The sequence below is a fragment of the Streptomyces sp. NPDC047022 genome (assembly GCF_040644155.1).
Taxonomy (GTDB): Bacteria; Actinomycetota; Actinomycetes; order Streptomycetales; family Streptomycetaceae; genus Streptomyces.
This window is the reverse complement of record NZ_JBEYVV010000016.1, coordinates 113,033-138,716: the sequence shown is the minus strand read 5'-3', so window position 1 is coordinate 138,716 and position 25,684 is coordinate 113,033. Positions and strand designations below refer to the sequence as shown.

The window sequence follows — 25,684 nt, the reverse complement described above, 5'->3', positions numbered from 1 at the left end:
TGCTCCCCCGCGACGAGGTGGCCCGCGCCATCAACTCCGAGGTGAAGGCGGGCCGCGGGTCCCCGCACGGAGGGGTCTTCCTCGATGTGTCGACGCGGATGCCCGCCGAGGTCATCCGGCGCCGGCTGCCCTCGATGTACCACCAGTTCAAGGAGCTGGCGGATGTCGACATCACGGCGGAGGCGATGGAGGTCGGGCCGACCTGCCACTACGTGATGGGCGGTATCGCCGTCGACTCGGACACGGCGGCGGCGCGCGGGATGTCCGGACTGTACGCGGCCGGGGAGGTCGCGGGCGGGATGCACGGCTCCAACCGGCTCGGCGGCAACTCGCTCTCCGATCTGCTGGTGTTCGGACGCCGGGCGGGCCGGCACGCGGCCGAGTACGCGGCAGGGCTCGCCGAGGGACGGCCGCTCATGGACGACGCCCAGATCGACGCGGCGGCGGCGGAGGCGCTGCGCCCGTTCTCTGCCGAAGGCCCGGCACCGGGCGAGGACGCCGAGAAGCAAAGCCGCCCCCCGGAGAACCCGTACGCCCTCCACCAGGAGCTCCAGCAGACGATGAACGACCTGGTCGGCATCATCCGCCGCGAGGGCGAGATGGCCCAGGCCCTGGAGAAGCTCGCGGAGCTGCGCGTACGGGCGCGGCGGGCCGGGGTGGAGGGCCACCGGCAGTTCAACCCCGGCTGGCATCTCGCCCTGGACCTGCGGAACATGCTGCTGGTCAGCGAGTGCGTGGCACGGGCGGCCCTGGAACGCACCGAGTCGCGCGGCGGCCACACCCGGGAGGACTTTCCGGGAATGGACCGCGCCTGGCGCCGCGTCAATCTCCTGTGCCGGCTGACCGACCCCACCGGGGGTCTGGCCGCGACCGATCCGGTCCGCGGCCAGATCACGCTCTCCCGTCAGACCACCGAAGCCATCCGTCCCGACCTGCTCGCCCTCTTCGAGAAGGAGGAGCTGGTCAAGTACCTCGCCGAAGAGGAGCTTTACGAATGAGCACCTACGACGCCCGCTTCAAGGTGTGGCGGGGTGATGTGGGGGGCGGCGGCCTGGAGGACTTCAAGGTCGAGGTCAATGACGGCGAGGTCGTACTGGACATCATCCACCGCCTCCAGGCGACCCAGGCCCCGGACCTCGCCGTGCGCTGGAACTGCAAGGCGGGCAAGTGCGGTTCGTGCTCGGCGGAGATCAACGGCCGTCCGCGGCTGATGTGCATGACGCGGATGTCGGTGTTCGGCCGTGACGAGACGATCACGGTGACGCCGTTGCGGGCCTTCCCGGTGATCCGCGACCTCGTGACGGACGTGGGCTTCAACTACCAGAAGGCGCGGGAGGTCCCCGCCTTCGTGCCGCCACGGGGGCTCGCGCCCGGCGAGTACCGCATGATGCAGGAGGACGTGGAGCGCTCTCAGGAGTTTCGCAAGTGCATCGAGTGCTTCCTGTGCCAGGACACCTGCCATGTGGTCCGTGACCACGAGGAGAACAAGGATGCCTTCGCGGGCCCGCGCTTCCTGATGCGGGTGGCGGAGCTGGACATGCACCCGCTGGACTCGGCGGACGAGACCGGCCTGGACCGGGGGCGCGCCGCCCAGGACGAGCACGGGCTCGGCTACTGCAACATCACCAAGTGCTGCACCGAGGTGTGCCCCGAGGGCATCAGGATCACGGACAATGCGCTGATCCCGCTGAAGGAGCGTGCCGTCGACCGCAAGTACGACCCGCTGGTGTGGCTGGGGTCGAGGATCAGGAGGCGTGCCGCGGACAGCTGAGGAGGATGCCGCCTGGGGCACGGTCCGCGCGGTCGTCACACGGCCGTGCGGCCGGGGCGCCTGCCGAGGATCTGGAGCAGCGCCCCGGTGAGCAGCAGAAGCAGGCCGGCGGGGAAGAGGACGTCGGCGGCGGTCAGGTCGCGCACGGAGCCTGCGCATCTCACCAGCCCCAGCCCCCCGGCGAGCGCCAGAGCCCCGCCGCCCCACAGCCGGGGCCGCAGGACGGCCCGCCGCTGCCACGCCACCATCCGGTTGGTCGTGATCGCCACGACACCGCTGACGGCGTAGAGCACCATGGCCACCCCTACGCTGATCAGCGACGCGATGTGCAGCATGTTCCCCACCCCTGTCCGGCTCCCGTGGCCGCGGGGCCGATCATGGCACTGCCGCCGGTGCCGCACCACACGGGCCCCCGCCGAATCCGGGCGTGCCGTATCGGGTGCACCCCACTCGCGGTGCCGCCCGATCGGTCCTACGCTCCGAAATGTGACGCCGACCTCTACGGGCGACCTGGTGCTGCCGCTGGTGGCCGCGGTCGCCGCCGTGGCCGTGACGGCGTACGCGTCGCTGCGGCGCAGGCTGCGTGCGGCGACCCGGACGACACCGGGCGGGGGCGCGACCACGGTGGTGCCGCTCGATGAACTCGACCACCGGGCCGTCCTGTCGCTCATCGAGACGGACGACAGCGTCCGGGCGAGCCGGGAGGAACTCGACTACGTGGCCGGGCAGTTCGGGAACGAGGTACTGCGACCGTACACGGAGGCCGTGGAGTTCGCCGGGGCGAAGCTGGCGGAGGCGTTCGCGATGCGGCAGCGGCTGGACGACGGGCAGGGCGAGGCGCGGGTGGTGCTGGCGGACATCGTCTCGCGGTGCGAGGCGGCCGGGCGGCGGCTGGACACGGAGGCCGCCGGATTCGACCAGGTCCGGGCGCTCGAGCGGACCGCGCGCGAGGCGGTGGAGTACGCCGAGCTGCGGTTTCGGGAGCTTGCGGCGCGGGTCGGGGACGCGGACGGCACGCTCGCGGGGCTGCGCGAGCGGTATGCGCTGTCGGCGTACCTGCCGGTGGCGGGCCACGACGAACAGGCCAAGGGCCGGCTGATGTTCGCCACGACCTGCCTGGGCCGGGCGCGCCGGGCCCTGGACCGGGGCGAGCAGGCCGACGCGGTGGCCCATCTGCGGGCCGTCGAGGCCGCGGTCGGCCAGGCGGAGCTGCTGCTGGACGGCATCACCCGGCTCTCGTCCGGCCTGACCGCAGTGCGGTCCGCCCTGCCGGACGCTCTGACCGCGACCGAGTGCGACCTGGCTCAGGCCCGCGAGCAGCTGGGCACCGGCTCCGCCCGGGCGGACCTGCGCGGTCGGATCGCGTACGGGGAGTCGGTGGTGGCCGCGGTGCGCGAGGAGTGCCGGGAGGGGGCGGCCGGGGGGAAAGGCGGTGCGGACGCCTCCTGCGGCGCGGGCGGCGAGGAGGTCCAGGAGGACGCCCGCGGCGAGGCCGACGCGGGGCAGGAGCCGCGGATACGGTGCGACCCGGTCGGTGCGCTGCGCCGGATCGAAGGGGCGGGAGCCGGGCTGGACCGGGCCCTGCGCCGCCTGCCGGAGGGGACGCGCGCGCTCGGGCGCCTCGAACGGGCGCTGCTCGTCGCGGACGGCACCGTTCGTGCCACGTCCGACTATGTGACGACGCATCGCGGAGCCATCGGCTGCGAGGCCAGGACGCGGCTCGCGGAGGCGGGGCGGCGGCTGCGCGAGGCCGGGAGCACGGACGCGCCGCCGGCCGGAGCGCTGGCCGACGCGCGTGAGGCGGACGCACTGGCCCGGCAGGCGAGGCAGCTCGCGGAGCGGGACGTCCGCGCGTTCGGGACGCCGTACGGCGAAGGGATCTGGACGGGAAGCGCCGTGCTGGGCGGCATCCTGCTCTCGGCCCCCCACCGCCCGGGCGAGGGCGGCCCCGCGCACTACGGCGGACCTGCCACACGCGGGCGCGGGGACGGCGGCGATCTGTTCCGCCCGCTGGAGCCGGACAGCGCGCCTTCCGAGGGCCCTTGAGCTCTCTGGCGCACCCGGCCGCTCAGAAGCTCAGAACAGGCTCAGCAGCGCCTCCGCCGGATCGGTGAGGCCGTGTTCGCCGTCCGGTAGCGGGAGTTCGAACCACACCGTCTTGCCGCGCGGGGTGCGGCGCGAGCCCCAGGCCGCTGAGAGCAGGCCGACCAGTTGCAGCCCGCGGCCCCCCTCGTCGGTGTCCCTGGCGCGGCGGCGGCGCGGCTGGACCAGGCCCGCGTCCCATACCTCGCACACCAGCGTCCGGTCGAGCAGCAGCCGCAGTCTGATCTCCCCCTCGCCGTAGCGAAGGGCGTTGGTGACCAGCTCGCTGACCAGCAGCTCCGCCGTGTCCACCAGGGGCTCGAGGTCCCAGGCGAGGAGCCGGGCGCGCGCGTACTCCCGGGCGCGGCCGACGCTGCGCGGCTCACGCGGCAGCGTCCAGTCGCCCACGGACTCCGCGGGCAGTCCCTGCACCCGGGCCATCAGCAGCGCGAGGTCGTCCTCGCCGTGATGGGTGTCGAGGGTGTTGAGGACGTGGTCGCAGACGTCCTCCAGCGGCTGCGAGGGGTCGGTCAGCGCCCCGACGAACGCCTGGAGGCCCTCGTCCAGGGGGTGGTCGCGGGACTCCACGAGGCCGTCCGTGTAGAGCGCGAGCAGCGCGCCCTCCGGCAGTTCGACCTCCACCTCCTCGAACGGCTCACCGCCCACGCCCAGCGGCATCCCGGGCGGGACGTCCAGCATCAGGGCCGGTTCCCCCGGTTCGACGAGCACCGGCGGCAGATGGCCGGCGTTGGCGAAGGTGCAGCGGCGGGTGACGGAGTCGTAGACCGCGTACACGCAGGTCGCGAGGTACACCTCGGACAGGTCCGCCTCGCGGGGCCGGCGTGCGGCGCGGGTCGCCTGCTGCACGCCCCCCGGGGCGCCGAGGCCGCGCGCGATCTCGTCAAGTTGTGCGAGGACCTCGGCCGGTTCGAGGTCGAGCTGTGCCAAGGTCCTCACGGCCGTGCGGAGTTCGCCCATGGCGACGGCGGCGCGCAGTCCACGCCCCATGACGTCGCCGACCACGAGCGCGGTGCGGTGGCCCGGCAGTTCGATGACGTCGAACCAGTCGCCGCCGACCTCGCTGGGCCGCCCGGTGGCCGCGTTGCCCGGCAGATAGCGGCAGGCGATGTCCAGGCCGGAGGCCTCGGGGTCGCCCGGCGGCAGCAGGGACCGCTGCAGTATCAGCGCCCGTTCGTGCTCCCTGCGGTACAGGCGGGCGTTGTCGATGCAGACGGCGGCGCGTGCGGCCAGTTCCACCGCGAGCGCGCGGTCGCGTTCCCCGAAGGGCTCGCTGCCCTTCGTACGGGAGAACTGGGCGAGGCCGACCACGGTGTCGTGCGCGACCATCGGGACCGCGAGCGTGGACTGGATCAGGCCCCCGTCCTCGGCGGGGATGTGCCGGGGCCGTGCTGTGCGCAGGGCGTCCGCGCAGGGGGAGTTGAAGGCGTAGTGGTGGACGGCGCCGACGTCGACGGTCTCGGGCCCGTCGTCGAACGGCGTGTCCGAGACGGCGCTGGCGAACGCGACACGGCGCAGTTCGGCGCTGCCGTCGGCCAGGCCCGGCGGGGTCTCGTCGCCGGCCAGGAGACCCTGGTAGAGGTCGACGGTGGCGAGGTCGCAGAAGCCGGGGACGACCACGTCGAGGAGTTCGCGCGCGGTGGTCTCCAGGTCGAGCGAGTTGCCGATGCGGGCGCCCGCCTCGTTGAGGAGGGCGAGGTTGCGGCGGGCGGCGGCGGCCTCGCGGGCGGCCTCGCGGCGGGAGGTGATGTCGGTTCCGAGCCAGGCGATTCCGATGGGATGTCCGCTTCCGCTGTGCACGCGGTAGAGGTTGACGGACCAGTGCCTGCGCTCGTCGCTGCCGGGGATGGTGCCCGAGACATGCATGTCCGTGATCGACTCGCCGGTCTCCAGGACACGGCGCAGGGTCGCCGAGACGCGCTCTGCCTCCGGGGACTGCAGATAGTGATGAACGGAGCGGCCACGGTGCTCGTCCGGGGTGCCGCCGAAGGTGGCGGCGAAGCGCTGGTTGGCGCGCCGCACCCGCAGGTCCGCGTCGATCAGCAGGAAACCGAAGGGAGATTGGCCGAAAATCGCCTGCGAGGCGGCGAGGTCGGTCTCGATGCTGCGCAGCGTGCGGACGTCCACGATGATGCACACGGCGGCCCGCTCGCCGTCTTCCGTCGTGGTGGGCATGACGTAGACCTCGGCGAGCCCCTCGGCCCCGCTCCCGTCGGGTGCGCGGAAGGGGATGACGCCGGTCCACTCCCGGCCGTCGAGGATCTCGGCCATCTTGCGCTGGCCGCGCTCGCGCAGCTGCGGGGTGATGAACGCGGCGATGGGGTCCAGGCCGACGGCCCGCTCGGCGGGGATCCCGAAGATCTGCTCGGCCCGCAGGCTCCACTGATCGACGTGCCCGTCGGGGCCGATGGAGAACGAGGCGACCTTGATGTAGTCGTAGATGGAGCCGGGCGCACTGCTCTGCCACATGGTGACGCCGCCCGGCGCGCCGGGGGCTTGCCCGGACGCGCCGGAATCGAGCACGTCCTCGGCCTCCGCAGCCTCCTCCGCCTCCGCGGCCCGAGCGCCGTCCGACGGGTCCTCGGACTCCGTGGCCTTCGCTGGTATCTCGCTCACGCGAACCGTCCCCTCCAGCTCACCGCGCCCGGCACCGGTCACCGGGGGCGGCTGCCCGCAGTATCCAGCACTACGGTGCCGCACAACACGGTGTTCACGATCACAGCACGGTCCCGATCGTTTTTGGACCGGCCAGGCAATACTTCCAGTCTTCTAACCAGGTGGAGGTCCGTCGAACCAAAGAGTTCGGTCAACGCCCGTGGCCGGAACCTTTCGGTCCGCTCCAGGGGAGGCTGACGGGGTGTGGTCAGGCGGGGACCGCGAGCTCGAACCAGACCGTCTTGCCGGAGTTCGCGGGCCGGGTGCCCCAGCGGCGTGAGGAGTGCGCGACCAGCTGGAGTCCGCGGCCGTCCTCGTCGTCGTGCCGCGCGGTCCGCGCGCGCGGCGGGTCGGGCAGCGGGTCGGAGACCTCGACCAGCAGATGCGGGGCGGATCCGTCGGCGCGCACCATGCGCACTCCGATGGGGCCGGCGGCATGCCGCAGCGAGTTGGTCACCAGCTCGCTGACCAGCAGCGTCGTGACGTCCCCCAACTCCTCCAGGCCCCAGGTGCGCAGCTGGCCCCTCACCGCGGCGCGAGCGATGCGTACCGCGCTGGGGTCGGCGGGGAATGTCCACTCGGCGCTTTCGCCGTGGGAGTCGAGCACGCCGATCACTTCCCCGACCCAAGGGCCCTGCGATGTCCGGTTTCGTGTGCCTAAGGGGGACATACCCGGTATCGAGCGCCGATACCGTCGTTGTCCGCGGCGCGTGGCGTACGGTTCGCCGCGTCCCTATCCGATGCGATCCCAGGCCGCCAGGACCGCCCGGACCGCCGGCACGTCCTGGTCCAGCCAGGGCACATCCCAGATCTCCTCGGGGGCAAGCCAGCGCAGGGCGTCGTGGTCCTCCAGGGGCTCGGGGGTCCCGGTCAGGAGGTGGGCCGTCCAGACCTGGAGGATGTAGCCGGGCTTCAGGGGCCACTGACCCGGCACGCGCTCGACGGGTTCCGCCCTGACGCCCAGCTCCTCGTGCAGTTCGCGCGCCAGCGCATGCTCCGGGCGCTCACCGGGCTCGACCTTGCCGCCGGGCAGTTCCCAGCGTCCGGCGAGTTCGGCCGGTGCGCTGCGGCGGGCGGCGAGGAGGCGGTTGCCGCTCAGCAGGGCGGCTCCGACCACCAGGATCGGTTGCGTCATGCGCGGGAGCCTACGGCACCCTCACATGCCCGGGTTCGGCCCCACACGCTCCACCCAGTAGAGCTGCTTGTGGCCGCTGCTCTCCAGGGCGTCCACGATCTTCTGGGCCTCGGCACGGGTCGCGTACCTGCCCACGCGGTAGCGGTTGCCGTTGTCGTCCTGCCGTATGACGTGCCAGGGAAGAGCGATCGTGCCGTCGTTCACCGCGCGCCTCCACTTCCCGTCCCCGGATTCCGCCGCGCCCCGCACACCAAGGAAACCGCACTGCGCATATGCCCGAGCCTACGCCTAACCTTTACGCAGCGATTACGACTTCTCACAAAGAGGTACGCAACAAGCCAACCGGGAAAGGGCGCACACCGCCGAACGCGCCGTCCCGTACGCCCCCGGCGCACGCACCGCAGACGGCAGCGGCGCACCAGATACCGAGGCGCACGGCCTCGAGAACGGCCGGATTGCAACCGCTTTCGAGGTCACACCCGCCCGCGCGGGGGCGCGTTCCCGCGGACCGGGCCGCTACTTCACCGGCAGGTGGTAGGCCACCCGGTAGCGGTCCGCCGGCACCACCACGTCCGCCGTCTCCACCGGGCGGCCCGAGGCGTAGTACGTCCGCTGGATGACCAGCACCACATGGCCGGGCACCCCGCCCAGCGCCAGCAGTTCCTCCGCGAGGCCGGGGCGGGCGCCGACCTCCTCCGTGACGTTGTCCACGACCACATCGATGGCCGCCATGCGCTCGACGACGCCCATGCCGCCGAGCGGCCCCTCCTCCGGGAGCATCACGGGGGTGCGGCCGGTCACGGCGAGCGGCTCCCACGACGTGGAGAGCATCATCACCTCGCCCGCGTCCCGGAACACGTACTTCGTGCACATCACGCGGTCGCCCGGCTGGATGGCCAGCCGCTGGGCGATCGCGCCGATCGCCTCCGTCTGCCGGCTGTGCGAATCCCAGGTGCCGCGCGCCGCGGCGTCCGCCTGCTCCTGGCGGAAGGGAGTGGCACCGCTGTGGGGACGGAACCCGGAGCGGGACACCCGGCGCGGCACCGGGCGCTCCCGCACATAGGTGCCCGACCCGGAGCGGCCCTCGACCAGCCCCTCGGCCATCAGCACCTTGCGCGCCTCCAGGGCGACCGTGTCCGAGACGCCGTACTCCTCGCGGATGCGGGCCTGGGACGGGAGGCGGGTGTGGGGCGGCAGCAGTCCGTCGACGATCTTCTTGCGAAGATCACCCGCGACACGCAGATACGCCGGCTGCTCACCGAAAGTCACTGGCCGCTCCCATCAGCTTGTACAGACAGCGACAGAGTGGCAACCGTGGGTTGTGTCACGCAAGCGCAGGCCAAAGAATCACTCGAAGTGATGACTTCGGCCGGGTAAACGCTCTATGCAGGCCGTTTCTCCCCGCTTCTGCCTCCGTCACACCTGTTTTCCCGGGTTCTCATCCGGGTTTCCGATGCCCTCACCCTCCGTGGCGTGCGACGGCGGGGTCGTGGCGAGCCCCAGAGCCTTGCGGGCGGTGACGGCGGCGCGGCCCTCCAGGAGTGCGGTGCCGCGGTCGTAGTGGGCGTAGAAGGTGTGGACGTCCGCCGCCCGCGCGGCCTCGCTCCACTCCTCGCGCGCCTGCTCCAGGGCCTTGACCTGGCCCTCGACGGAAGGCCCCGCGCCGTTCCCCCATGTGCGGGCGTGAAGTTGACGGGTCTGGACGTCGAGCGCCGTGGCGACCCGGGCGGCCCATGCCTTGCAGCTCGGCAGGTCGTCCCCCGCACTCCTGACATGGGTGGGCGCGCTGCCCAGCGCCGTGTACAGAACGCCGTCCGCCCGCAGATAGGCGGCCTCGTCCGCGGTGAGGTCCGTGGCGTCCCGGCGCAGGGTGCCGGTCAGGGTGGCCTGGTCGCCGGTGCCGCCGAACATGCAGATGACATGGTGCTCGCCGCGGGACCAGGCCTGACCGTCGGGCCTGATGTAGTAGACGTGGACGTCATCGGGGACAGCCCAGGAGTCCATCGCGTACGCGCTCCGCAGCGCGTTGCACCTGCCCTCGGCCTCCTCGCGGACCTCGGGGTTGCCGGGGTAGACGCCGCCGGGCAGCGCGAAGTACGCGAACACCTCGGCCTGGTGTTCGCCGGAGCAGGGCACCTTGCGGATGCCGTGCATCTCCCCCGTGAGCGAGCCGTCCAGGGAATCGAAGCACTCACCCTTGCGCACGGAGTAGGTCGCGCTGACGGCGCGCGCCTTCTGCGCCCCGCTCCTGACGCCGTCCCAGAAGTCGTGCGCGGCGCCCGACGCGAGGGCGAGCACCCACACGAAGAGCCCGAGCATGGACAGCACCATGCCGCCGACCGCGAGCCCGTGGCCCTGCTCGCCGCGGCGCTTGATCTGCCTGAGCGCGATCAGCCCGAGGACGAGTCCGACCCCGGGCAGACAGCACAGGATGCCGAGCACGAGCGCGGTGATCGCGAGCCCGTTGACGGGCGCGGGGCGGTTGTACGGGGAGTACCCCTGCCCCCAGGTCTGGTACGGCAACCCGTTCCCGTAGGGCTGACCGTAAGGACCCGGCGGACCCTGCGGACTGTGACCCCCGGGCTGCTGAGGTCCGGGGGGCGGGGGTATGGACACGGGCGCCGTGCTCCTCGCACTGTGTGCACAACTGTGCAGAACTGGCGTACGGATGTACGGGCGCATCGTAGGCGCGGGAGGAACCGGGGTGGAACGCGGGCCACGCGACCACGCGCGGCCAGGGGCCGGGACTCGCGGTCAGAACCGCAGTTTCCAGGAGTTGAGCTTCCCGGTGTCGAGCAGGGCCCTGTCGCCGACCCTCAGCTTCCATGTACCGTTCGCCGTCCTCGTCGCGGCGTGCACGGTGTACGTGGTGTCGATGGCGTCCCTGGCACCGCCGGTCCCGTAGGGCTTGAGCAGGTACACCGACCCGTCCGGCGCGACCAGTTGGATCCTCAGGGCGCCGACGTGCGTGTGCCTGATGTGGACCTCGACGCCCAGCCTGGCGGGCACGTGCCCCGGGAGCCCGGTGACCGTGATCGTGGACTCCGCGGTGGAGTTGCCGAGGATCGGGCGCTCCACCGCGTTCACGAGGTCCTGCAAGGCCGTCAGGGTCTGCGGGTGGATGTCGTTGAGGAGCCGGTTGGGCGAGCCGGCACCCGGACTCCTGACGACCCCGGCGGCCGCGGCGTTCTTGAGCGCGGTGGCGATCTGCGCGGGCGTGGCCGTCGGGTGGTCCGCCAGGTAGAGCGCCGCCGCGCCGGCCACGTGCGGTGTCGCCATCGACGTACCGGACAGGACGGCCGTCGCCGTGTCGCCCGTGTTCCAGTCGGAGGTGATCGAGGAGCCCGGCGCGAAGAGGTCCAGGACCGGGCCGAAGTTGGAGTAGCTCGCCCGGGTGTCGCTCGACGTCGTGGCGCCGACCGTGAGCGCCTCGGCGACGCGGGCGGGCGAGAAGCCGGAGGCGTCGGCGTTGCTGTTGCCCGCGGCGACCGCGAAGGTGACACCGGAGGCGATGGTGTTGCGGACGGCCGTGTCGAGGGCGCTGTCGGCGCCGCCCCCGAGCGACATGTTGGCCACGGACGGCCCGCTGCGGTGCCGGGCCACCCAGTCGATCCCCGAGATGACCTTGTCGGTGGTGCCGAAGCCGGAGTTGTCGAGCACGCGGACGGCGACGATCCTGGCCTTCTTGGCGACACCGTACGAGGTGCCCGCGATCGTGCCCGCGACGTGCGTGCCGTGGCCGTTCCCGTCCTGCGCGACGGGGTCGTTGTCGACCGCGTCGTAGCCGTAGGAGGCACGGCCGCCGAAGTCCTTGTGGCTGATGCGCACGCCGGTGTCGATGACGTAGGCGGTCACGCCCTTGCCCGCCGTGTTGGGGTAGACGTACTTGCGGTCGAGCGGCAGGTTCTTCTGGTCGATGCGGTCCAGGCCCCAGGAGGGCGGCGAGACCTGGGTCGTGTCGATGTGGAGGATGCGGTTCTGCACCACGGAGGCCACGGCCGGGTCGGCGGCGAACCGCTTCGCGTCGGCCGCGTCTGCGGTGATCGCGTACCCGTTGAGCGCCTTGACATAGGTGCAGCCGATCTTGGCGCGGTACTTCGCGGCGAGGGCCCGGCCCTCGTCGGAGTCCGCCTGCATGGACGCCCCCTTCAGGACCACGATGTAGCTGCCCGGGACGGCGTTGTCCGCGCCCTCGTACTGGATCAGGCCCTCGGGGCCCGGCACCGCGTGCGCGCTGAAAGCGGGGACGAGCCCGGCGGCCAGGGCCGCCAGCCCGATGGCGGCCGCTCTTCGCCGGGCCTGACGCATGGCTGTCATCCGGGATCCTCCTCGTCGGTGTTGCTTCGTCGTCAGAGGGCCAGGGAGCCGCGGCCAGGGCAAGGCCACAACGCAGGCGCCACGAAGAGATAGTGACATATCATCACTAACCGGACAATTACCCTGCACTCATGACACCTTTGCCGGACTGTTACTGCCCGGCGGACGGCACACGCGTCGCCGCGCGGTCGCTCGCCTGGTGCTGTCCCGTCTGCCGCGGCCCGCTGGACCTGGACTTCGCACCCACCCCCGCTCCGCTCAAGTCCCTCGGCGGGCGGGTGAACTCGATGTGGCGGTACGCGGAGACGCTGCCGCTGGCCACCCCCTCGTTCAGCCTCGGCGAGGGCCGCACGCCGCTCGTGCCGCTGAAGAACGGCATCTCCGCAAAGCTGGACTTCCTGCTGCCGACACTCTCCTTCAAGGACCGGGGCGCCGTGCTGCTGGCGGAACTGGCCCAGCGGCTGGAACCGCGGCAGGTGGTCGCCGACAGCAGCGGCAACGCGGGCACGTCGATCGCGGCGTACTGCGCCCGCGCCGCGCTGCCGTGCACGGTGTACGTCCCCGAGGGCACGTCACCCGAGAAGATCGAGCAGATCTCGGCCTACCGGGCGCGGGTCCAGGTGGTCGACGGCGATCGCGAGGCGGCGGCGAGCGCGGCGCGCGAGGTGGCGGACGAGCCGGACGTCTTCTACGCGTCGCACGTCTTCAACCCGTACTTCCTGCACGGAACCAAGACGTACGCGCACGAACTGTGGGAGGACCTCGGCGGCCGTCTCCCGGATGTGCTCGTACTGCCCGTCGGCAACGGCACACTGCTGCTGGGCGCGGCCCTGGCCGTCGCCGAGCTCTACACGTCGGGCCTCATCGACCGCCGTCCGGCCCTGTACGCGGTGCAGGCGGCGGCCGTCGCGCCGCTGGCCCACGCATGGGAGGAGGGAGCCGATGACCTGGCGGAGGACGCCGCCACGCCCGTGGCCCCGACGTTCGCCGAGGGCGTCGCCATCCCGCGTCCGCCCAGGGCCCGTCAGATCCTGCGCGCGGTAAGGGACTCGGGCGGCACCTTCCTGACCGTGACGGAGGACCAGATCCGGCACGCCCAGCAGGACCTGGCGTCCCAGGGGCTGTATGTGGAGCCGACGGGGGTGGTGGGCTGGGCGGCGGTACGGGAGGGACTCCTGGGGGCGCGCAGCGCGGTGGTGCCGCTGTGCGGGGCCGGCCTGAAGACGGGACTGGCCGGAGGACCGGGAAATCCTTAATTCCGCTCCCTCTCCAGCAGGTCCACACATCGTCCGAGGAGCGTGACCAGCGTGTCGCGTTCCTCGTCGGTGAACTCCGCCGCCAGCGCCCGCTCGACGCGCACCGCACGCGCGTCCGCGTCCGCCATGACCGTCCGCCCTTCGCCGGTGAGACGCGTCTCCAGCACGTTCTTGTGCCACTCGTGCGGTGTGCGCTCGATGAGGCCGCGGTCCTGGAGGTTCTTCAGCACGGTGTTCATCGTCGGCGGTGTCACCCCGCACAGCCGGGCCAGGGCAGCGGCGGAGATACCCGGGTTCTCGGCCAGGTGAAGGAGCGCCGCGTACTGCGCGACCGTGACTCCCGCCGGTTTCAGAACGGCGTTCTTCGTCGCGTTGAGTGCCTGTTCGGCGCGCTTGAGATGGAAGCCGAGACGCTCGGACGCGGGCAGGGTCGTCATCTGCGCATGGTATCGGCGGTATCGATCGTTAATACACTGGCGATGATTAGAGTTCTAATCTAGATTTGTATGCGTCGATGGATGCGTAACCTAACCAAGAGGTGTCCGACGTGTCAGTGTCCCGTCCGATCAAGCGCCGCGCCTTCCTCTCCGCCGCGGCCCTCGCCGCCGCGGCGGCGGTGGTCCCCGCGTCACCCGCCGCCGCGACGGTGGTCCCCGCGTCTCCCGCCGCGGCCCGGTCCCGGCCGCCTCGTATCTCCACGGCCTTCGAACTCCCCGGCGACCGTGTCTATCCCGAGGGCATCGCGGCCGATCCGCGCACCGGCGCGGTCTATGTGGGCTCGTACACCACCGGAGCCGTCTACCGGGCGGCACCCGGCCGTCGCAGGGCCGAGGTCTTCCTGCCGGCGGGCACGGACGGCCGCTCCACGGCCAACGGTCTGAAGGTGGACCGTGCGGGACGGCTGTGGGTGATCGACTCGACGTCCGGGGTCGACGTCTACGACGTGCGGACCCGGGCGCTCCTGGCCCGCTTCGAGGTGCCGGAGGGCCAATCCCGTTTCATCAACGATCTGGCGATCGCGGACGACGGCACCGTCTTTCTGACGGACAGCGTCCGCCCCCTCGTGTACGCCGTCACTCCCGCCGACCTGGCCGGCGCCCTGGGCGAACGCGCCGCCCTCGTGCCCCGCTACGACCTGAGCGGCGTGGTACCTCCGGCCCCGGCGCCGGCGTTCACACTCAACGGGATCGCCATATCCGGCCGGTGGCTGTTCACGGTCGACATGACGGGCGGCGGGCTGTACCGGGTGGACCTCGCGACCGGGGCGGTGCGCCAGGTCGACCTGCACGGCGGCGACCTGGTCGACGGCGACGGTCTGGAGCTGGTGCACGGCACCCTGTGGGCCGCGCACAACAAGTCGAACACCATCAGCCGCTGGCGGCTGTCGGCGGAGGGAGCCGACGCCCGGCTGGAACACCGGATCACCTCGGACGATCTCCAGATCCCGACCACGCTCGTCCATGAGCGCGGCCACCTCCTCGTGGTGCGCTCCCAGTTCGACAAGGGCGGCCCGATGGGGCAGGGCACGCCCCGGACGCCGTTCACCGTGGCGCGGGTGACGGGAATCTGAGCGGGCGCTCGCGGCCGGGTACGTCTTAGGGTCTTTCGTTTGGATCAGACCGGGCTCGCGGCCGCTAACCCTTCACCACGCCCAACGGGACCAGGCGGACGACCGGCCGGGCCAGCCCCGCACCCTCGGCGGCGCGCACCACCTCGTCGACGTCCTTGTAGGCGGCGGGCACCTCCTCGGCGAGTCCGCGCCAGGAGGACGGCCGCAGGGCGATGCCCCGGGACTCGAGTTCGTCGCGCACCTGCTCGCCCCGGACCTGGCGCAGCGCGTGGTGGCGGCTCCACACCCGCCCGGCGCCATGGGCTGCGGACGCGAACGCGTCGTTGCCGGGGGTACCGACCAGGACATAGGAGGCCGTGCCCATCGTGCCGGGCACCAGCACGGGGTGCCCGAAGGCCGCGAGGTCCCCGGGCAGGTCCGGGTGGCCGGGCGGGAGCGCCAGGGTGGCGCCCTTGCGGTGGACGCACAGCCTGCGCCGGGCACCGTCCACGACGTGGGTCTCGATCTTCGCGACGTTGTGGGACACGTCGTAGACCAGGTCGAGTTCAGCCCCCGCGGCCGTGGCGAAGGCGTGGCGCGCGGCCTCGGCGAGCAGCTGGCGGTTGGCGCGGCCGTAGTTGGCGGCTGCCGCCATCGCCCCCAGGTAGGAACGGCCGGGGCGGGACACGACGGGCGCGCAGGCGAGCTGCCGGTCCGGGACGTGGATGCCGAAGGAGCGCAGGGACTGGTCCATGACGCGGACGTGGTCGCCGCACACCTGGTGGCCGAGGCCCCGCGAACCGCAGTGGATCATGACGCACACCTGGCCTGCGTGCAGGCCGAAGGCGGTCGCGGTCGCCGCGTCGTAGACGTGGTCCACCGCCTGCACCTCCAGGAAGTGGTTGCCCGAGCCGAGGCTGCCCACCTGCTGGAGTCCACGCTCCACGGCCCGGGACCCCACCTGCGCCGGATCGGCTCCGGCCAGCGCCCCGTGGTCCTCGCAGCGCTCGAGGTCGCGGGGTACTCCATGGCCCCGCTCGACCGCGTACCCGGCACCGGCGGCCAGGAGAGTGTCCATCTGCGCCCGTCCCGACAGCTTCCACAGACCGCCGCGTCCCATCCCGCGCGGCACCGTGTCGCCGAGGATGTCCATCAGCCGCCGCATCCTGGGCGCCAGCGGCTCACGGTCGATGCCGGCCGCGAGCAGGCGGACACCGCAGGAGATGTCGAAGCCCACGCCGCCCGGTGAGACCACCCCGCCCGCGTCGACGTCCGTGGCCGCGACGCCGCCGATCGGGAAGCCGTACCCCCAGTGCACGTCGGGCATCGCGTAGGAGGCGCGCACGATGCCGGGCAGCGTGGCCACGTTCGCCACCTGTTCCAGCGCCTTGTCGCCGGTCGCCTGCGGCAGCAGCTCCCGCGTCGCGAAGACCACTCCGGGCACTCGCATCCCGCCGCTCCGGTCCATCCGGAACCGGAACGGGCTCTCCGGCACCAGCGTGATGTCCATACGGTCACCGCCTGTCGGCCGAGGGCCGCAGCGCTAGGGCCTCTCGTTTGGATCAGACCGGGCTCGCGGGAGGAGGCCGCTGAGATCTCCATCGTAGAGGGGCAGGACGAGGGCCCGCGGGGGTCAGACGTCGAGCGTCACCGAACAGGTCCAGGCGTCTGCCCCTCGGACGACGCTCAGCCCGTGCAGCGTGACCGCCTTCGGGACCGCGCCCGTCACCGGGAGCGAACCGGCGTCGGCCATGCCCAGAACGGCACGCAGACCGCCGGGAACCGGCGACAGTTCCGTCTCGACCGGGACCTCGCCGTCGGTGTCGAGCCGGTACACGATCTCCTCCAGCAGGGCCACCAGCAGATCCTCGTCGCTGCCGGCCCGCACCAGCACGTCCCGGCTGCGGGCGACGGTGGCCCCGGTCAGGTCGAGGAACGCCTCGCAGGCCCCCCGTACCGCCTGCGCCAGGCACTCCTCACGGGTCGCGCCCCACGCCTCGACCCGCAGGTCCGCGGTGTGCGGGACGCCGCGGTGCCCACCGGCGGCGCTCAGTGGTGACGCCCTGGTTCCCCGACGTGCGGAACGGTCGCTCCGCCGCCGGCCCGGACGGCCTCCACCACCTCCTGGTGCAGATGGCGGCTGCCCGCCTCGGAGTCGCAGGGCACGGGGCTTCCGGCGAGGGTGAACCACTGGGAGCCGCCGCTGTACTGGATCGCCACGTCCGCCTCGCTGCCGTCCCAGGTCGTATGCACGGTCAGGTCGCCGGTCATGATCCCGGCATCCTCGGTGCGGGCCCCTCCCCGCCCCGCGTACACCCCCGTCGTCGTCCATGATGCCCAGAGCATGATCATCACCCTTCCCTCATGACCTTCTGACCTCATGAACGCGGGTGCCCGTTCCGACAGCTCCGCGATACCTGCTACTGGGTATGGTCCGCCCGCCGGTCCCGGAGCGACAGCGGGGACGGGACGAGCGGCGGCCGGGGCGGTACGGCAGCGGCCGGGACGGCGCGGCGGGGGCGGCGCACTTGTTGTTAATCCGCTCCGCAGAGGGCAGGGTGGTGACAGTGCCGTACATCCGATTCGTCCCGACTTGCGAGGAGCAGCAGTCGCGGCAGGAGGGATCATGCCCAACGCAGGAACGGGTGGCCAGACCCCCCGGGACGGCCGCGCGGTGCTGTTGCGGACCGGTGAGGCCCGGAGTTGAAATCAGGCGTGAGGCTCTTCGGCAGCGCCGCGTCCGCCGGTCGCCCCGCACCCGGGACGGGGGCCGGACGGAAGGGGCTCAAGAACGGCGCCCTCGGCCTGTTCTCCTCGGTCGCCATCGGGCTTGCCTCCACCGCCCCGGCCTACAGCCTCGCCGCCACGCTGGGCCTCATCGTGGCGGGGGTCGGGCTCCAGGCCCCGATCGTCACCATGCTGGCGTTCATCCCGATGCTGCTGATCGCGTACGCCTACCGGGAGCTGAACGCCAGCAACGCCGACTGCGGCACCACCTTCACCTGGGCCACCCGCGCCTTCGGCCCGCGCACCGGCTGGATGGGCGGCTGGGGCATCATCGTCGCCGACCTCCTGGTCATGTCGAACCTCGCCCAGATCGCCGGCATCTACGGCTTCCGATTGCTCGGCTTCGAGGGGCTGGCCGCGAGCCGGCTGTGGACCACCGTGGCCGGCATCGTCTGGATCGCCGTGATGACCACGGTCTGCTACGTCGGCATCGAACTGTCGGCCGCCGTCCAGCGCTGGCTGCTGTACGTCGAGGTCGGGGTGCTGATCCTGTTCGCCGTGGTCGCGCTGGTCCGCGTCTACACCAGTCCTCCCCCTACCGCCCTGCATGTCTCCGCCTCCTGGTTCAACCCCTTCGAGATCTCCTCGATCAAGGCCCTGACCTCGGGCGTTCTGGCCAGCGTCTTCATCTACTGGGGCTGGGACACCGCCGTGACTGTCAACGAGGAGACGGCCGACAGCACGCGCATCCCCGGGCGCGCCGCGATCGTCTCCACCGTGCTGCTGCTGGTCATGTACGCGCTCGTGTCCACCTCGGCGCAGGCGTTCGCCGGGGTCGGCGCCTCGGGCTCGGGCCTCGGCAACGCGAGCAACTCGGGCGATGTGCTCTCGGGCCTCGGCGAGTCCGTCTTCGGCGGTACCGGCACGGGACTGTTCCTGTCGAGGCTGCTGATCCTGATGGTGCTGACCTCGGCGCTGGCCTCCACCCAGACCACCATCCTGCCGGTGGCACGGACCGTGTTCTCCATGGCGGTCCACAAGGCGATCCCGGCCGGCTTCGCCCGGGTGCACCGAAGGTTCCTCACCCCGACCTGGTCGACGGTCGGCATGGGGGCGCTCTCCATCGCGGTCCTGGTCCTGCTGGCGTCGTTCAGCGCGAACACGCTGGCCGACTCGATCGACTCGGTGGGGCTCGCGATCACGTTCTACTACGGTCTGACCGGCTTCGCCTGCCTCTGGTACCACCGCGGCGTCCTCACCCGCAGCACCAAGGACCTGGTCTTCAAGGGCCTGCTGCCGGGGCTCGGCGGGCTGATCATGCTCTGCCTGTTCCTCTACGCCACCTTCGTCGTCTACGCGAATCCCGGGTACGGCTCGACGATCGTCCACCTGCCGCTGATCGGCCCGACGGGCGGGGTGACGGTCGTCGGCCTGGGGGCGCTGCTGGTCGGCTTCGTACTGATGCTGGTGATCACCCGGGAACACTCCGCGGCCCTCAAGCTCCAGCGCAGCCTGCTGCCGCACCGGCTGCCGAAGCTGACCGCCCTCGACTCGGCCAGCCGCTATCTGCCCGCCGACAGCGGCTCGGGCGTGGGCGGCGACTGGTACGACGTCATCCCGCTGTCCGGCGCCCGGGTCGGCCTGGTCGTCGGCGACGTGCTCGGCCATGGCCTGCGGGCCGCCGCCACCATGGGACGCGTCCGTACGGGCGTACGCGTCCTGGCCCGGCTGGACCTCGCGCCCGACGAGCTCCTCTCCCGTCTGGAGGACCTGGTCGAGCAGACCGCGCAGGAGAGCGGGGTCGGTCACGCCCCCGGCCATGTCCCCGGCCACCCTCGGCCGCACGCCGACGAGGCCAAGGGGGTGACCTGCCTGTACGCGGTCTACGACCCGGTGTCGGGGCGTTGCAGCCTCGCACGGGCGGGCGACTCGGTGATGGCGGTGGTCGAGCCGCGCACGGGCGCCGCCTACTACCCGGACCTGCCGGCCGGGCCACCGCTGGGCGTCGGCGGCCTGCCCTACCAGGGCACGGAACTGCAGTTCGAGCCCAACAGCCTGATCGCCTTCTTCACCGGCGGGCTGCTCCAGGCGACCACCGGCCGCGACACCGCCCTCGCCCAGATCTCCCGCATCCTGTCCGACCACGACCAGCCGCTCGAAAGGTTGTGCGAGAGAGCCATCTCCACCCTGCTCCCCGGGCCCGTCGACGAGGACGCCACCCTCCTCCTCGTCCGCACCCGCACCCTGGGCCGGAACCAGTTCGTCGAATGGGAGCTGCCGCCCGACCCCGCCGCCGTCGCCTCCCTGCGCTCCACCATCGACCGGCAACTCGGCGACTGGGGCCTGGACGACCTCACCTTCACCACCGAACTCATCGCCAGCGAACTCGTCACCAACGCCATCCGCTACGTCGGCGGCCCCATCCAGGTACGCCTCATCCGCGACCGCACCCTCATCTGCGAGGTCTCCGACCCCGGCCACACCACACCCAACCTCCGCCACGCCGCAAGCGACGACGAAGGCGGACGGGGGCTGTTCATCATCGCCCAGATGACCCAGCACTGGGGCACCCGCTACACCCCCACCGGCAAGACCATCTGGACCGAACAGACCCTCCCGCCGTCGCCCGGCCCGTAGCGGCCTCACCGGGGCGACGCCGAAGGGGTCGGGCCCTCAGGAGCCCGACCCCTTCTGACCGGCATGTCTGCCAGGTCGGCGACGTGGTCGCCATTTCAACCGCTCACACGTTGAAGCGGAACTCCACCACGTCGCCGTCCTGCATCACATAGTCCTTGCCCTCCATGCGGGCCTTGCCCTTGGCGCGGGCCTCCGTGACCGAGCCCGTTTCGACCAGGTCCCCGAAGGAGACGACCTCCGCCTTGATGAAGCCCTTCTGGAAGTCGGTGTGGATGACACCGGCCGCCTCGGGGGCGGTGGCGCCCTTCTTGATCGTCCAGGCCCGGGACTCCTTCGGGCCCGCCGTGAGATAGGTCTGCAGGCCCAGGGTGTTGAAGCCGACACGGGCCAGGGTCGCGAGGCCCGGCTCGTCCTGGCCGACGGACTGGAGCAGTTCGAGGGCCTCGTCCTCGTCCAGTTCGGCGAGGTCCGCCTCCAGCTTGGCGTTCAGGAAGATCGCCTCGGCGGGGGCGACCAGTGTCCGCTGGGCGTCCTTGAAGCCGTCGTCCATCAGCTCGTCCTCGTCGACGTTGAAGACGTAGAGGAAGGGCTTGGTGGTGAGCAGGTGCAGGTCGTGGAGCAGCTCCGCGCGCTCGCTGCCCTGCACGATGCCGTGCGCGAAGAGCGTGTCGCCCTTCTCCAGGATCTCCTTCGCCTCCTCCACGGCCTTCACCTTGGGGGCGACGTCCTTCTTGATGCGCGACTCCTTCTGGAGACGCGGCAGGACCTTCTCGATCGTCTGGAGGTCCGCGAGGATCAGCTCGGTGTTGATCGTCTCGATGTCGTCCTTCGGCGAGACCTTGCCGTCGACGTGTACGACGTTCTCGTCCTTGAAGGCGCGGATGACCTGGCAGATGGCATCCGACTCGCGGATGTTCGCGAGGAACTTGTTGCCCAGGCCCTCGCCCTCGCTGGCGCCGCGCACGATACCGGCGATGTCGACGAAGTCCACGGTGGCCGGGAGGACGCGCTCCGACTTGAAGATCTCGGCCAGCTTGCCGAGACGGACGTCGGGGACACCCACGACGCCGACGTTCGGCTCGATGGTGGCGAACGGGTAGTTGGCCGCCAGCACGTCGTTCTTGGTCAGGGCGTTGAACAGGGTCGACTTGCCGACATTGGGCAGACCGACGATTCCGATCGTGAGCGACACGTTGCGACTTCCCGTACGTGAGGTGGGGGACTGGACTGGGGCGGTGGGCCCGGGTCCGTCAGGAGAGTGTGCGGGCCGATCCACCAGTCTACGGTGTGCCGGGCACCACCCCGCCGGCGTATCGAACGCTTGGACAAGGTCGCGTCGACGGCGTGTCTGAGAGGCCATTCCGCACATAAACCGACCTAAGTTGGTCCAGTGGAGCAACACAGGACACGCCCCCCGCACTACGGACCGCGACGCGGTGCCCCCCTCCCCCCTCAGGGCCGGAGGGGTACGGCCGCGGGCGCACGGTCCGACACGGCCCCCCGGCCCCCCTCCGCAGGCCGGCCCGAGGCAGGGGCGGGAAGCCCCCCGGCGGCACGGGCGGGGAGCCGAACAGGCGGCGGCCCCCAGCGCCGCCCGGCGGCCGTACGGCGCCTGCCCGGCCCCCGCCTCACCGGCCTCGGTGGCGGGCTGTTCTGCGCTGCCGTGATGCTCGTGATCGGCTGCCTGGACCAGCTGGTGTTCGGCTCGTCCCTCACCGTCTACGGCGTACTGTTCCTGCCCGTGTGCGCGCTGACGGCGCTGTGGGTCCGGCCGGGGGACCTGGTGGCGGCGCCCGTGGTGGTGCCCATCGCCTTCGCCGCCGGCCTGCTGACGGTGGCCGACGGCGACAGCGGGCTCGGCGAGCTCACGGTGGGACTGGTGACGGCGCTGGCCACCCAGGCGGGCTGGCTGTACGGCGGCACACTCGTCGCGGGCGTCATCGCGACCGTGCGCAGGGTGCGGGTCATGCGCCGGCGGGTGGCACAGCGCCGACGGATGGCCTGAGCCCGCGTCCGGCCCGCGTCCGCGCTGCTTCCGTCTGCTTCAAGAAGCGGCCCGCGTCTTCAGGACGCGGCTCGCATCGCCGCTCCCACGATTCCCGCGTTGTTCTCCAGCTGGGCCGGGACGATCTCGGCCTTGATGCCCTCGATCAGCGGCAGGAACTTGTGGGACTTGCGGCTGACGCCGCCGCCGATGACGAACAGCTCCGGCGAGAACAGCATCTCGACATGGGCCAGGTACTTCTGCACCCGGCGTGCCCAGTGCTCCCACGTCAGGTCGTGGTCCTCCTTGGCCTTTGTGGACGCGCGCTTCTCCGCCTCGTGGCCGCCGAGCTCCAGATGGCCCAGCTCCGTGTTCGGCACCAGCACACCGTCGGCGAACAGGGCGCTGCCGATGCCCGTACCGAGGGTCAGCAAGATGACCGTGCCCCGGCGGTCACGGCCCGCGCCGAACGTCATCTCGGCCACGCCCGCCGCGTCCGCGTCGTTCAGCACGGTCACAGGCAGCCCGCCCAGTCGGCTGCCGAACAGGGCGCGGGCGTCCGTGTCGATCCAGCTCGTGTCGACGTTCGCCGCCGTGCGGATCGTGGAGCCGCCCGTGACGACCCCGGGGAACGTGATGCCCACCGGGCCCGTCCAGCCGAAGTGACCGACGACCTCCTTGACGCCGTCGGCCACCAGGTCGGGCGTCGCCGGGTGCGGAGTGAGCACCTTGTAGCGCTCCTCCGTCGGCTCGCCCCGTTCCAGGTCCACGGGTGCGCCCTTGATTCCAGAACCGCCGATGTCCACACCGAAGATCTGCATGGGCACCACGGTACGTCGTAGGGCCGTGGGCCTCCTGTCGCTCAGTCCTGCGCGGTGCCGCCCGCCAGGCGGGTCTCCGCCTCCGCGCGCAGGTCACGGCGCAGTTCCTTGGGCAGCGAGAAGGTGATGGACTCCTCCGCCGCCTTGACCAGCTCGACGTCCTCGAAGCCGCGCCGCGCGAGCCACTCCAGGACCTGCTCGACCAGGACCTCCGGCACGGAGGCGCCCGAGGTCACACCGACCGTCGACACGCCCTCCAGCCACGCCTCGTCGATCTCGTCGGCGAAGTCCACGAGGTACGCCTCACGCGCGCCCGCCAGCTTGGCGACCTCGACCAGCCGCTTGGAGTTCGAGGAGTTCCGGGAGCCGACCACGATGACCAGGTCCGCCTCGGCCCCCATCTGCTTCACCGCGAGCTGGCGGTTCTGCGTGGCGTAGCAGATGTCGTCGCTGGGCGGGGAGATCAGCTGCGGGAACTTCTCCTTGAGGGCGTCGACCGTCTCCATGGTCTCGTCCACGGAGAGGGTGGTCTGGGACAGCCATACGACCTTGGACGGGTCGCGCACCTCGACCTTCGCGACGTCCCCGGGGCCGTCGACCAGCTGGATGTGGTCGGGGGCCTCGCCGGAGGTGCCGATGACCTCCTCGTGGCCCTCGTGCCCGATCAGGAGGATGTCGAAGTCCTCATCGGCGAAACGGACGGCTTCCTTGTGGACCTTGGTGACCAGCGGGCAGGTGGCGTCGATGGTGGCGAGCCGGCCCCGTTCGGCCTCCTCGTGGACCGTGGGGGCGACGCCGTGCGCGGAGAACATCACGATGTTCCCCGGCGGCACCTCCTCCGTCTGCTCGACGAAGATCGCGCCCTTCTTCTCCAGGGTCTGCACGACGTATTTGTTGTGGACGATCTCGTGGCGGACGTAGATCGGGGCCCCGTACTGCTCCAGGGCCTTCTCGACGGCGATCACGGCACGGTCGACGCCCGCGCAGTAGCCCCGGGGGGCGGCGAGCAGAACACGGCGGCCAGGCGAAGCTGTCATGCGGACCATCGTAAGGCCGCGTCCCCGGGGGGTGTGGATCGCCTCAGGGGGCGGCCCCGGGGTGTGGAGGGCCGGGGAAGGTGAGGGAGAGTCCGTGGCGGCCGGTGTTGTCGGTGGCGGCCGTTACGCTCGGGCGCATGGCTCTCAACACGTCCGCTCAGTCGCCGCTGCCCGTCGGCGAGGTGTCGCGGCTCATCGGCGGCTGGATCGACCGGCTCGGGGCCGTGTGGGTCGAGGGGCAGATCACCCAGCTGTCGCGGCGGCCGGGAGCCGGTGTCGTCTTCCTGACGCTGCGCGATCCGTCGCACGACATCTCCATCGCCGTCACCTGCTACCGCCAGGTGTTCGACGCGGTCGCCGACGTGGTGAGCGAGGGCGCCCGTGTGGTCGTCCACGCGAAGCCCGAGTGGTACGCCCCGAGGGGGCAGCTGTCCCTGCGCGCTGCCGAGATACGGCCCGTGGGCGTCGGGGAACTACTCGCGCGGCTCGAACAGCTGAAGAAGTCCCTGGCCGCCGAGGGACTGTTCGCCGTCGAGCGCAAGAAGCCGCTGCCCTTTCTGCCGCAGCTCGTCGGGCTCGTCTGCGGCCGTGCCTCGGCGGCCGAGCGCGATGTGCTGGAGAACGCGCGGCACCGCTGGCCCGCCGTCCGCTTCGAGGTGCGCAACGTCGCCGTGCAGGGGGTACACGCCGTGCCCCAGGTCGTCCAGGCCGTGAAGGAGCTGGACGCGCTGGACGAGGTGGATGTGATCATCGTGGCGCGCGGCGGCGGGAGCGTGGAGGACCTGCTGCCGTTCTCCGACGAGCAGCTCGTCCGGACGGTGGCCGGCTGCCGTACGCCGGTCGTGTCGGCCATCGGCCATGAGCCGGACAATCCGCTGCTCGACCATGTCGCCGACCTGCGCGCCTCCACCCCGACCGACGCCGCAAAGAAGGTCGTGCCGGACGTGGGTGAGGAACTGCAGCGTGTGCAGGGGCTGCGGGACCGGGCGCGGCGCTGCGTGCGCTCGTTCGTCGAGCGCGAGGAGCGGGGCCTGGCGCATGCGCTGGCGCGGCCCTCGATGGAGGATCCGCACCGCATGATCGACGAGCGGGCGGACCAGATCGCCTCACTGGCCGACCGCGGCCGCCGCACGCTCAGGCATCTGCTCGACCGCGCCGAGTCGGAGCTCACCCATACGCATGCCCGCGTGGTGGCGCTGTCACCGGCCGCGACACTGCGGCGCGGCTACGCGGTGCTGCAGAAGCCGGACGGGCACGTCGTACGGGACCCGGCGGAGGTGTCGGGGGGCGAGACGCTGCGGGCGCGGGTCGCCGAGGGGGAGTTCACGGTTCGGGTCGAGGGCTAGTGCCGCAACAGGTACGGGGCGCAGGCCCGGCACGGAGCGCAGGCCCGGCACGGGCCAGATCAAGGTGTGGAGTGACCTCTAGGGTGGGCGTATGACCAGCAAGACGGACGAGACACTCGGGTACGAGCAGGCGCGGGACGAGCTGATCGAGGTCGTACGGCGTCTCGAGGCCGGTGGCACGACGCTCGAGGAGTCCCTGGCGCTGTGGGAGCGGGGCGAGGCGCTGGCCAAGGTGTGCCGGACCTGGCTGGAGGGGGCGCGCAAGCGCCTTGACGCCACGCTCGCCGAGGAGGACGACGCTCGGGAGGAGGGCGCGGCGGCGCCCGAGTGACCTTTCGGGCCGCCCATG

The 25,684-nt window shown here is 71.7% G+C and carries 24 protein-coding genes; 9 read left to right on the top strand and 15 right to left on the bottom strand.

Annotation, left to right across the window (positions count from 1 at the left end; all coding sequences use genetic code 11):
• The coding region (locus ABZ845_RS18950) for an FAD-binding protein (RefSeq protein ID WP_360980709.1) at positions 1 to 998 on the top strand (998 nt) is incomplete at its 5' end.
• Complete coding sequence (locus ABZ845_RS18945) at positions 995 to 1,771, top strand: succinate dehydrogenase/fumarate reductase iron-sulfur subunit (protein ID WP_360980706.1); 777 nt, start codon at positions 995 to 997, stop codon at positions 1,769 to 1,771. The genes ABZ845_RS18950 and ABZ845_RS18945, both read left to right, overlap by 4 nt.
• Positions 1,772 to 1,806: 35 nt before the next feature.
• On the opposite strand, the gene ABZ845_RS18940 is transcribed toward ABZ845_RS18945, so the two are convergent.
• Positions 1,807 to 2,106, bottom strand: coding sequence for a hypothetical protein (locus ABZ845_RS18940; RefSeq protein WP_360980703.1), 300 nt, complete (start codon positions 2,104 to 2,106; stop codon positions 1,807 to 1,809).
• Positions 2,107 to 2,257: 151 nt separating this feature from the next.
• Between ABZ845_RS18940 and ABZ845_RS18935 the strand changes: the two genes are divergently transcribed.
• Positions 2,258 to 3,817: a TPM domain-containing protein gene (locus ABZ845_RS18935; RefSeq protein ID WP_360980700.1), complete on the top strand. Its 1,560-nt coding sequence runs from the start codon at positions 2,258 to 2,260 to the stop codon at positions 3,815 to 3,817.
• A gap of 30 nt (positions 3,818 to 3,847) precedes the next feature.
• Here the strand turns inward: ABZ845_RS18935 and ABZ845_RS18930 are convergent, their stop codons facing one another.
• From ABZ845_RS18930 to ABZ845_RS18900, 7 genes are all read right to left on the bottom strand, one after another.
• Complete coding sequence (locus ABZ845_RS18930; protein WP_360980697.1) at positions 3,848 to 6,487, bottom strand: SpoIIE family protein phosphatase; 2,640 nt, start codon at positions 6,485 to 6,487, stop codon at positions 3,848 to 3,850.
• A gap of 247 nt (positions 6,488 to 6,734) precedes the next feature.
• Entirely contained in the window at positions 6,735 to 7,142 is a 408-nt protein-coding gene (locus ABZ845_RS18925) for an ATP-binding protein (protein WP_360980694.1), read from the bottom strand.
• Positions 7,143 to 7,259: 117 nt separating this feature from the next.
• Complete coding sequence (locus tag ABZ845_RS18920) at positions 7,260 to 7,661, bottom strand: (deoxy)nucleoside triphosphate pyrophosphohydrolase (protein ID WP_360980691.1); 402 nt, start codon at positions 7,659 to 7,661, stop codon at positions 7,260 to 7,262.
• Between the two features lie 21 nt (positions 7,662 to 7,682).
• Positions 7,683 to 7,865 (bottom strand): SPOR domain-containing protein, encoded by a 183-nt coding sequence (locus ABZ845_RS18915; protein WP_360980688.1) that lies wholly within the window; start codon positions 7,863 to 7,865, stop codon positions 7,683 to 7,685.
• 312 nt (positions 7,866 to 8,177) lie between these two features.
• On the bottom strand, positions 8,178 to 8,930 hold the full coding sequence (locus tag ABZ845_RS18910) for a GntR family transcriptional regulator (RefSeq protein WP_360980685.1): 753 nt from the start codon (positions 8,928 to 8,930) through the stop codon (positions 8,178 to 8,180).
• Positions 8,931 to 9,077: 147 nt separating this feature from the next.
• Positions 9,078 to 10,184, bottom strand: coding sequence for a DUF4190 domain-containing protein (locus ABZ845_RS18905; protein ID WP_360980682.1), 1,107 nt, complete (start codon positions 10,182 to 10,184; stop codon positions 9,078 to 9,080).
• A gap of 231 nt (positions 10,185 to 10,415) precedes the next feature.
• Positions 10,416 to 11,978, bottom strand: a complete 1,563-nt coding sequence (locus ABZ845_RS18900; protein WP_360980679.1) for a S8 family serine peptidase — start codon at positions 11,976 to 11,978, stop codon at positions 10,416 to 10,418.
• Between the two features lie 131 nt (positions 11,979 to 12,109).
• On the opposite strand from ABZ845_RS18900, the gene ABZ845_RS18895 reads away from it, so the two are divergent.
• Positions 12,110 to 13,234, top strand: coding sequence for a threonine synthase (locus ABZ845_RS18895; RefSeq protein ID WP_360980676.1), 1,125 nt, complete (start codon positions 12,110 to 12,112; stop codon positions 13,232 to 13,234).
• Here the strand turns inward: ABZ845_RS18895 and ABZ845_RS18890 are convergent.
• Positions 13,231 to 13,671 carry a MarR family transcriptional regulator gene (locus ABZ845_RS18890; protein ID WP_360980673.1) on the bottom strand — a complete coding sequence of 147 codons (441 nt, stop codon included), beginning with the start codon at positions 13,669 to 13,671 and terminating at the stop codon, positions 13,231 to 13,233. The two genes, ABZ845_RS18895 and ABZ845_RS18890, sit on opposite strands and share 4 nt — an antisense overlap.
• A 110-nt stretch (positions 13,672 to 13,781) precedes the next feature.
• Between ABZ845_RS18890 and ABZ845_RS18885 the strand changes: the two genes are divergently transcribed.
• Positions 13,782 to 14,804: an SMP-30/gluconolactonase/LRE family protein gene (locus tag ABZ845_RS18885; protein ID WP_360980670.1), complete on the top strand. Its 1,023-nt coding sequence runs from the start codon at positions 13,782 to 13,784 to the stop codon at positions 14,802 to 14,804.
• 64 nt (positions 14,805 to 14,868) lie between these two features.
• Here the strand turns inward: ABZ845_RS18885 and ABZ845_RS18880 are convergent, their stop codons facing one another.
• From ABZ845_RS18880 to ABZ845_RS18870, 3 genes are all read right to left on the bottom strand, one after another.
• On the bottom strand, positions 14,869 to 16,293 hold the full coding sequence (locus ABZ845_RS18880; RefSeq protein WP_360980667.1) for an RtcB family protein: 1,425 nt from the start codon (positions 16,291 to 16,293) through the stop codon (positions 14,869 to 14,871).
• A 123-nt stretch (positions 16,294 to 16,416) separates the two neighbouring features.
• Positions 16,417 to 16,836: an archease gene (locus tag ABZ845_RS18875; RefSeq protein WP_360980721.1), complete on the bottom strand. Its 420-nt coding sequence runs from the start codon at positions 16,834 to 16,836 to the stop codon at positions 16,417 to 16,419.
• Positions 16,833 to 17,129 carry a hypothetical protein gene (locus ABZ845_RS18870; RefSeq protein ID WP_360980664.1) on the bottom strand — a complete coding sequence of 99 codons (297 nt, stop codon included), beginning with the start codon at positions 17,127 to 17,129 and terminating at the stop codon, positions 16,833 to 16,835. Before ABZ845_RS18870 ends, ABZ845_RS18875 begins: the two co-directional genes overlap by 4 nt.
• A gap of 369 nt (positions 17,130 to 17,498) precedes the next feature.
• On the opposite strand from ABZ845_RS18870, the gene ABZ845_RS18865 reads away from it, so the two are divergent.
• Positions 17,499 to 20,147 (top strand): amino acid permease, encoded by a 2,649-nt coding sequence (locus tag ABZ845_RS18865; protein ID WP_360980661.1) that lies wholly within the window; start codon positions 17,499 to 17,501, stop codon positions 20,145 to 20,147.
• Positions 20,148 to 20,250: 103 nt separating this feature from the next.
• Here ABZ845_RS18865 and ychF read toward each other — a convergent pair whose 3' ends face one another.
• Entirely contained in the window at positions 20,251 to 21,339 is a 1,089-nt protein-coding gene (gene ychF, locus ABZ845_RS18860) for a redox-regulated ATPase YchF (protein WP_360980658.1), read from the bottom strand.
• A 474-nt stretch (positions 21,340 to 21,813) separates the two neighbouring features.
• On the opposite strand from ychF, the gene ABZ845_RS18855 reads away from it, so the two are divergent.
• Positions 21,814 to 22,152: a DUF6542 domain-containing protein gene (locus ABZ845_RS18855; RefSeq protein WP_360980655.1), complete on the top strand. Its 339-nt coding sequence runs from the start codon at positions 21,814 to 21,816 to the stop codon at positions 22,150 to 22,152.
• Positions 22,153 to 22,211: 59 nt separating this feature from the next.
• Here the strand turns inward: ABZ845_RS18855 and ppgK are convergent, their stop codons facing one another.
• Both ppgK and ABZ845_RS18845 read right to left on the bottom strand, forming a co-directional pair.
• Positions 22,212 to 22,952, bottom strand: a complete 741-nt coding sequence (gene ppgK, locus ABZ845_RS18850) for a polyphosphate--glucose phosphotransferase (protein ID WP_360980652.1) — start codon at positions 22,950 to 22,952, stop codon at positions 22,212 to 22,214.
• Between the two features lie 41 nt (positions 22,953 to 22,993).
• Complete coding sequence (locus ABZ845_RS18845) at positions 22,994 to 23,998, bottom strand: 4-hydroxy-3-methylbut-2-enyl diphosphate reductase (protein WP_360980649.1); 1,005 nt, start codon at positions 23,996 to 23,998, stop codon at positions 22,994 to 22,996.
• A gap of 128 nt (positions 23,999 to 24,126) precedes the next feature.
• Between ABZ845_RS18845 and xseA the strand changes: the two genes are divergently transcribed.
• Positions 24,127 to 25,335: an exodeoxyribonuclease VII large subunit gene (xseA, locus tag ABZ845_RS18840; protein WP_360980646.1), complete on the top strand. Its 1,209-nt coding sequence runs from the start codon at positions 24,127 to 24,129 to the stop codon at positions 25,333 to 25,335.
• A 91-nt stretch (positions 25,336 to 25,426) separates the two neighbouring features.
• The gene (locus ABZ845_RS18835; protein WP_360980643.1) at positions 25,427 to 25,666 is read left to right on the top strand and encodes an exodeoxyribonuclease VII small subunit; all 240 of its coding nucleotides are present in this window, start codon (positions 25,427 to 25,429) and stop codon (positions 25,664 to 25,666) included.
• Positions 25,667 to 25,684: the final 18 nt, after the last annotated feature.

Excerpts from the sequence above, each read along its gene's own strand:
- ABZ845_RS18895 (WP_360980676.1), top strand. The coding sequence starts at position 12,110 with ATGACACCTTTGCCGGACTGTTACTGCCCGGCGGACGGCACACGCGTC.
- ppgK (WP_360980652.1), bottom strand. The coding sequence starts at position 22,952 with ATGCAGATCTTCGGTGTGGACATCGGCGGTTCTGGAATCAAGGGCGCA.
- ABZ845_RS18855 (WP_360980655.1), top strand. The coding sequence starts at position 21,814 with ATGCTCGTGATCGGCTGCCTGGACCAGCTGGTGTTCGGCTCGTCCCTC.
- ABZ845_RS18940 (WP_360980703.1), bottom strand. The coding sequence starts at position 2,106 with ATGCTGCACATCGCGTCGCTGATCAGCGTAGGGGTGGCCATGGTGCTC.
- ABZ845_RS18920 (WP_360980691.1), bottom strand. The coding sequence starts at position 7,661 with ATGACGCAACCGATCCTGGTGGTCGGAGCCGCCCTGCTGAGCGGCAAC.
- ABZ845_RS18880 (WP_360980667.1), bottom strand. The coding sequence starts at position 16,293 with ATGGACATCACGCTGGTGCCGGAGAGCCCGTTCCGGTTCCGGATGGAC.
- ABZ845_RS18870 (WP_360980664.1), bottom strand. The coding sequence starts at position 17,129 with ATGCTCTGGGCATCATGGACGACGACGGGGGTGTACGCGGGGCGGGGA.
- xseA (WP_360980646.1), top strand. The coding sequence starts at position 24,127 with ATGGCTCTCAACACGTCCGCTCAGTCGCCGCTGCCCGTCGGCGAGGTG.
- ABZ845_RS18900 (WP_360980679.1), bottom strand. The coding sequence starts at position 11,978 with ATGACAGCCATGCGTCAGGCCCGGCGAAGAGCGGCCGCCATCGGGCTG.
- ABZ845_RS18835 (WP_360980643.1), top strand. The coding sequence starts at position 25,427 with ATGACCAGCAAGACGGACGAGACACTCGGGTACGAGCAGGCGCGGGAC.
- ABZ845_RS18945 (WP_360980706.1), top strand. The coding sequence starts at position 995 with ATGAGCACCTACGACGCCCGCTTCAAGGTGTGGCGGGGTGATGTGGGG.
- ABZ845_RS18845 (WP_360980649.1), bottom strand. The coding sequence starts at position 23,998 with ATGGTCCGCATGACAGCTTCGCCTGGCCGCCGTGTTCTGCTCGCCGCC.
- ABZ845_RS18890 (WP_360980673.1), bottom strand. The coding sequence starts at position 13,671 with ATGACGACCCTGCCCGCGTCCGAGCGTCTCGGCTTCCATCTCAAGCGC.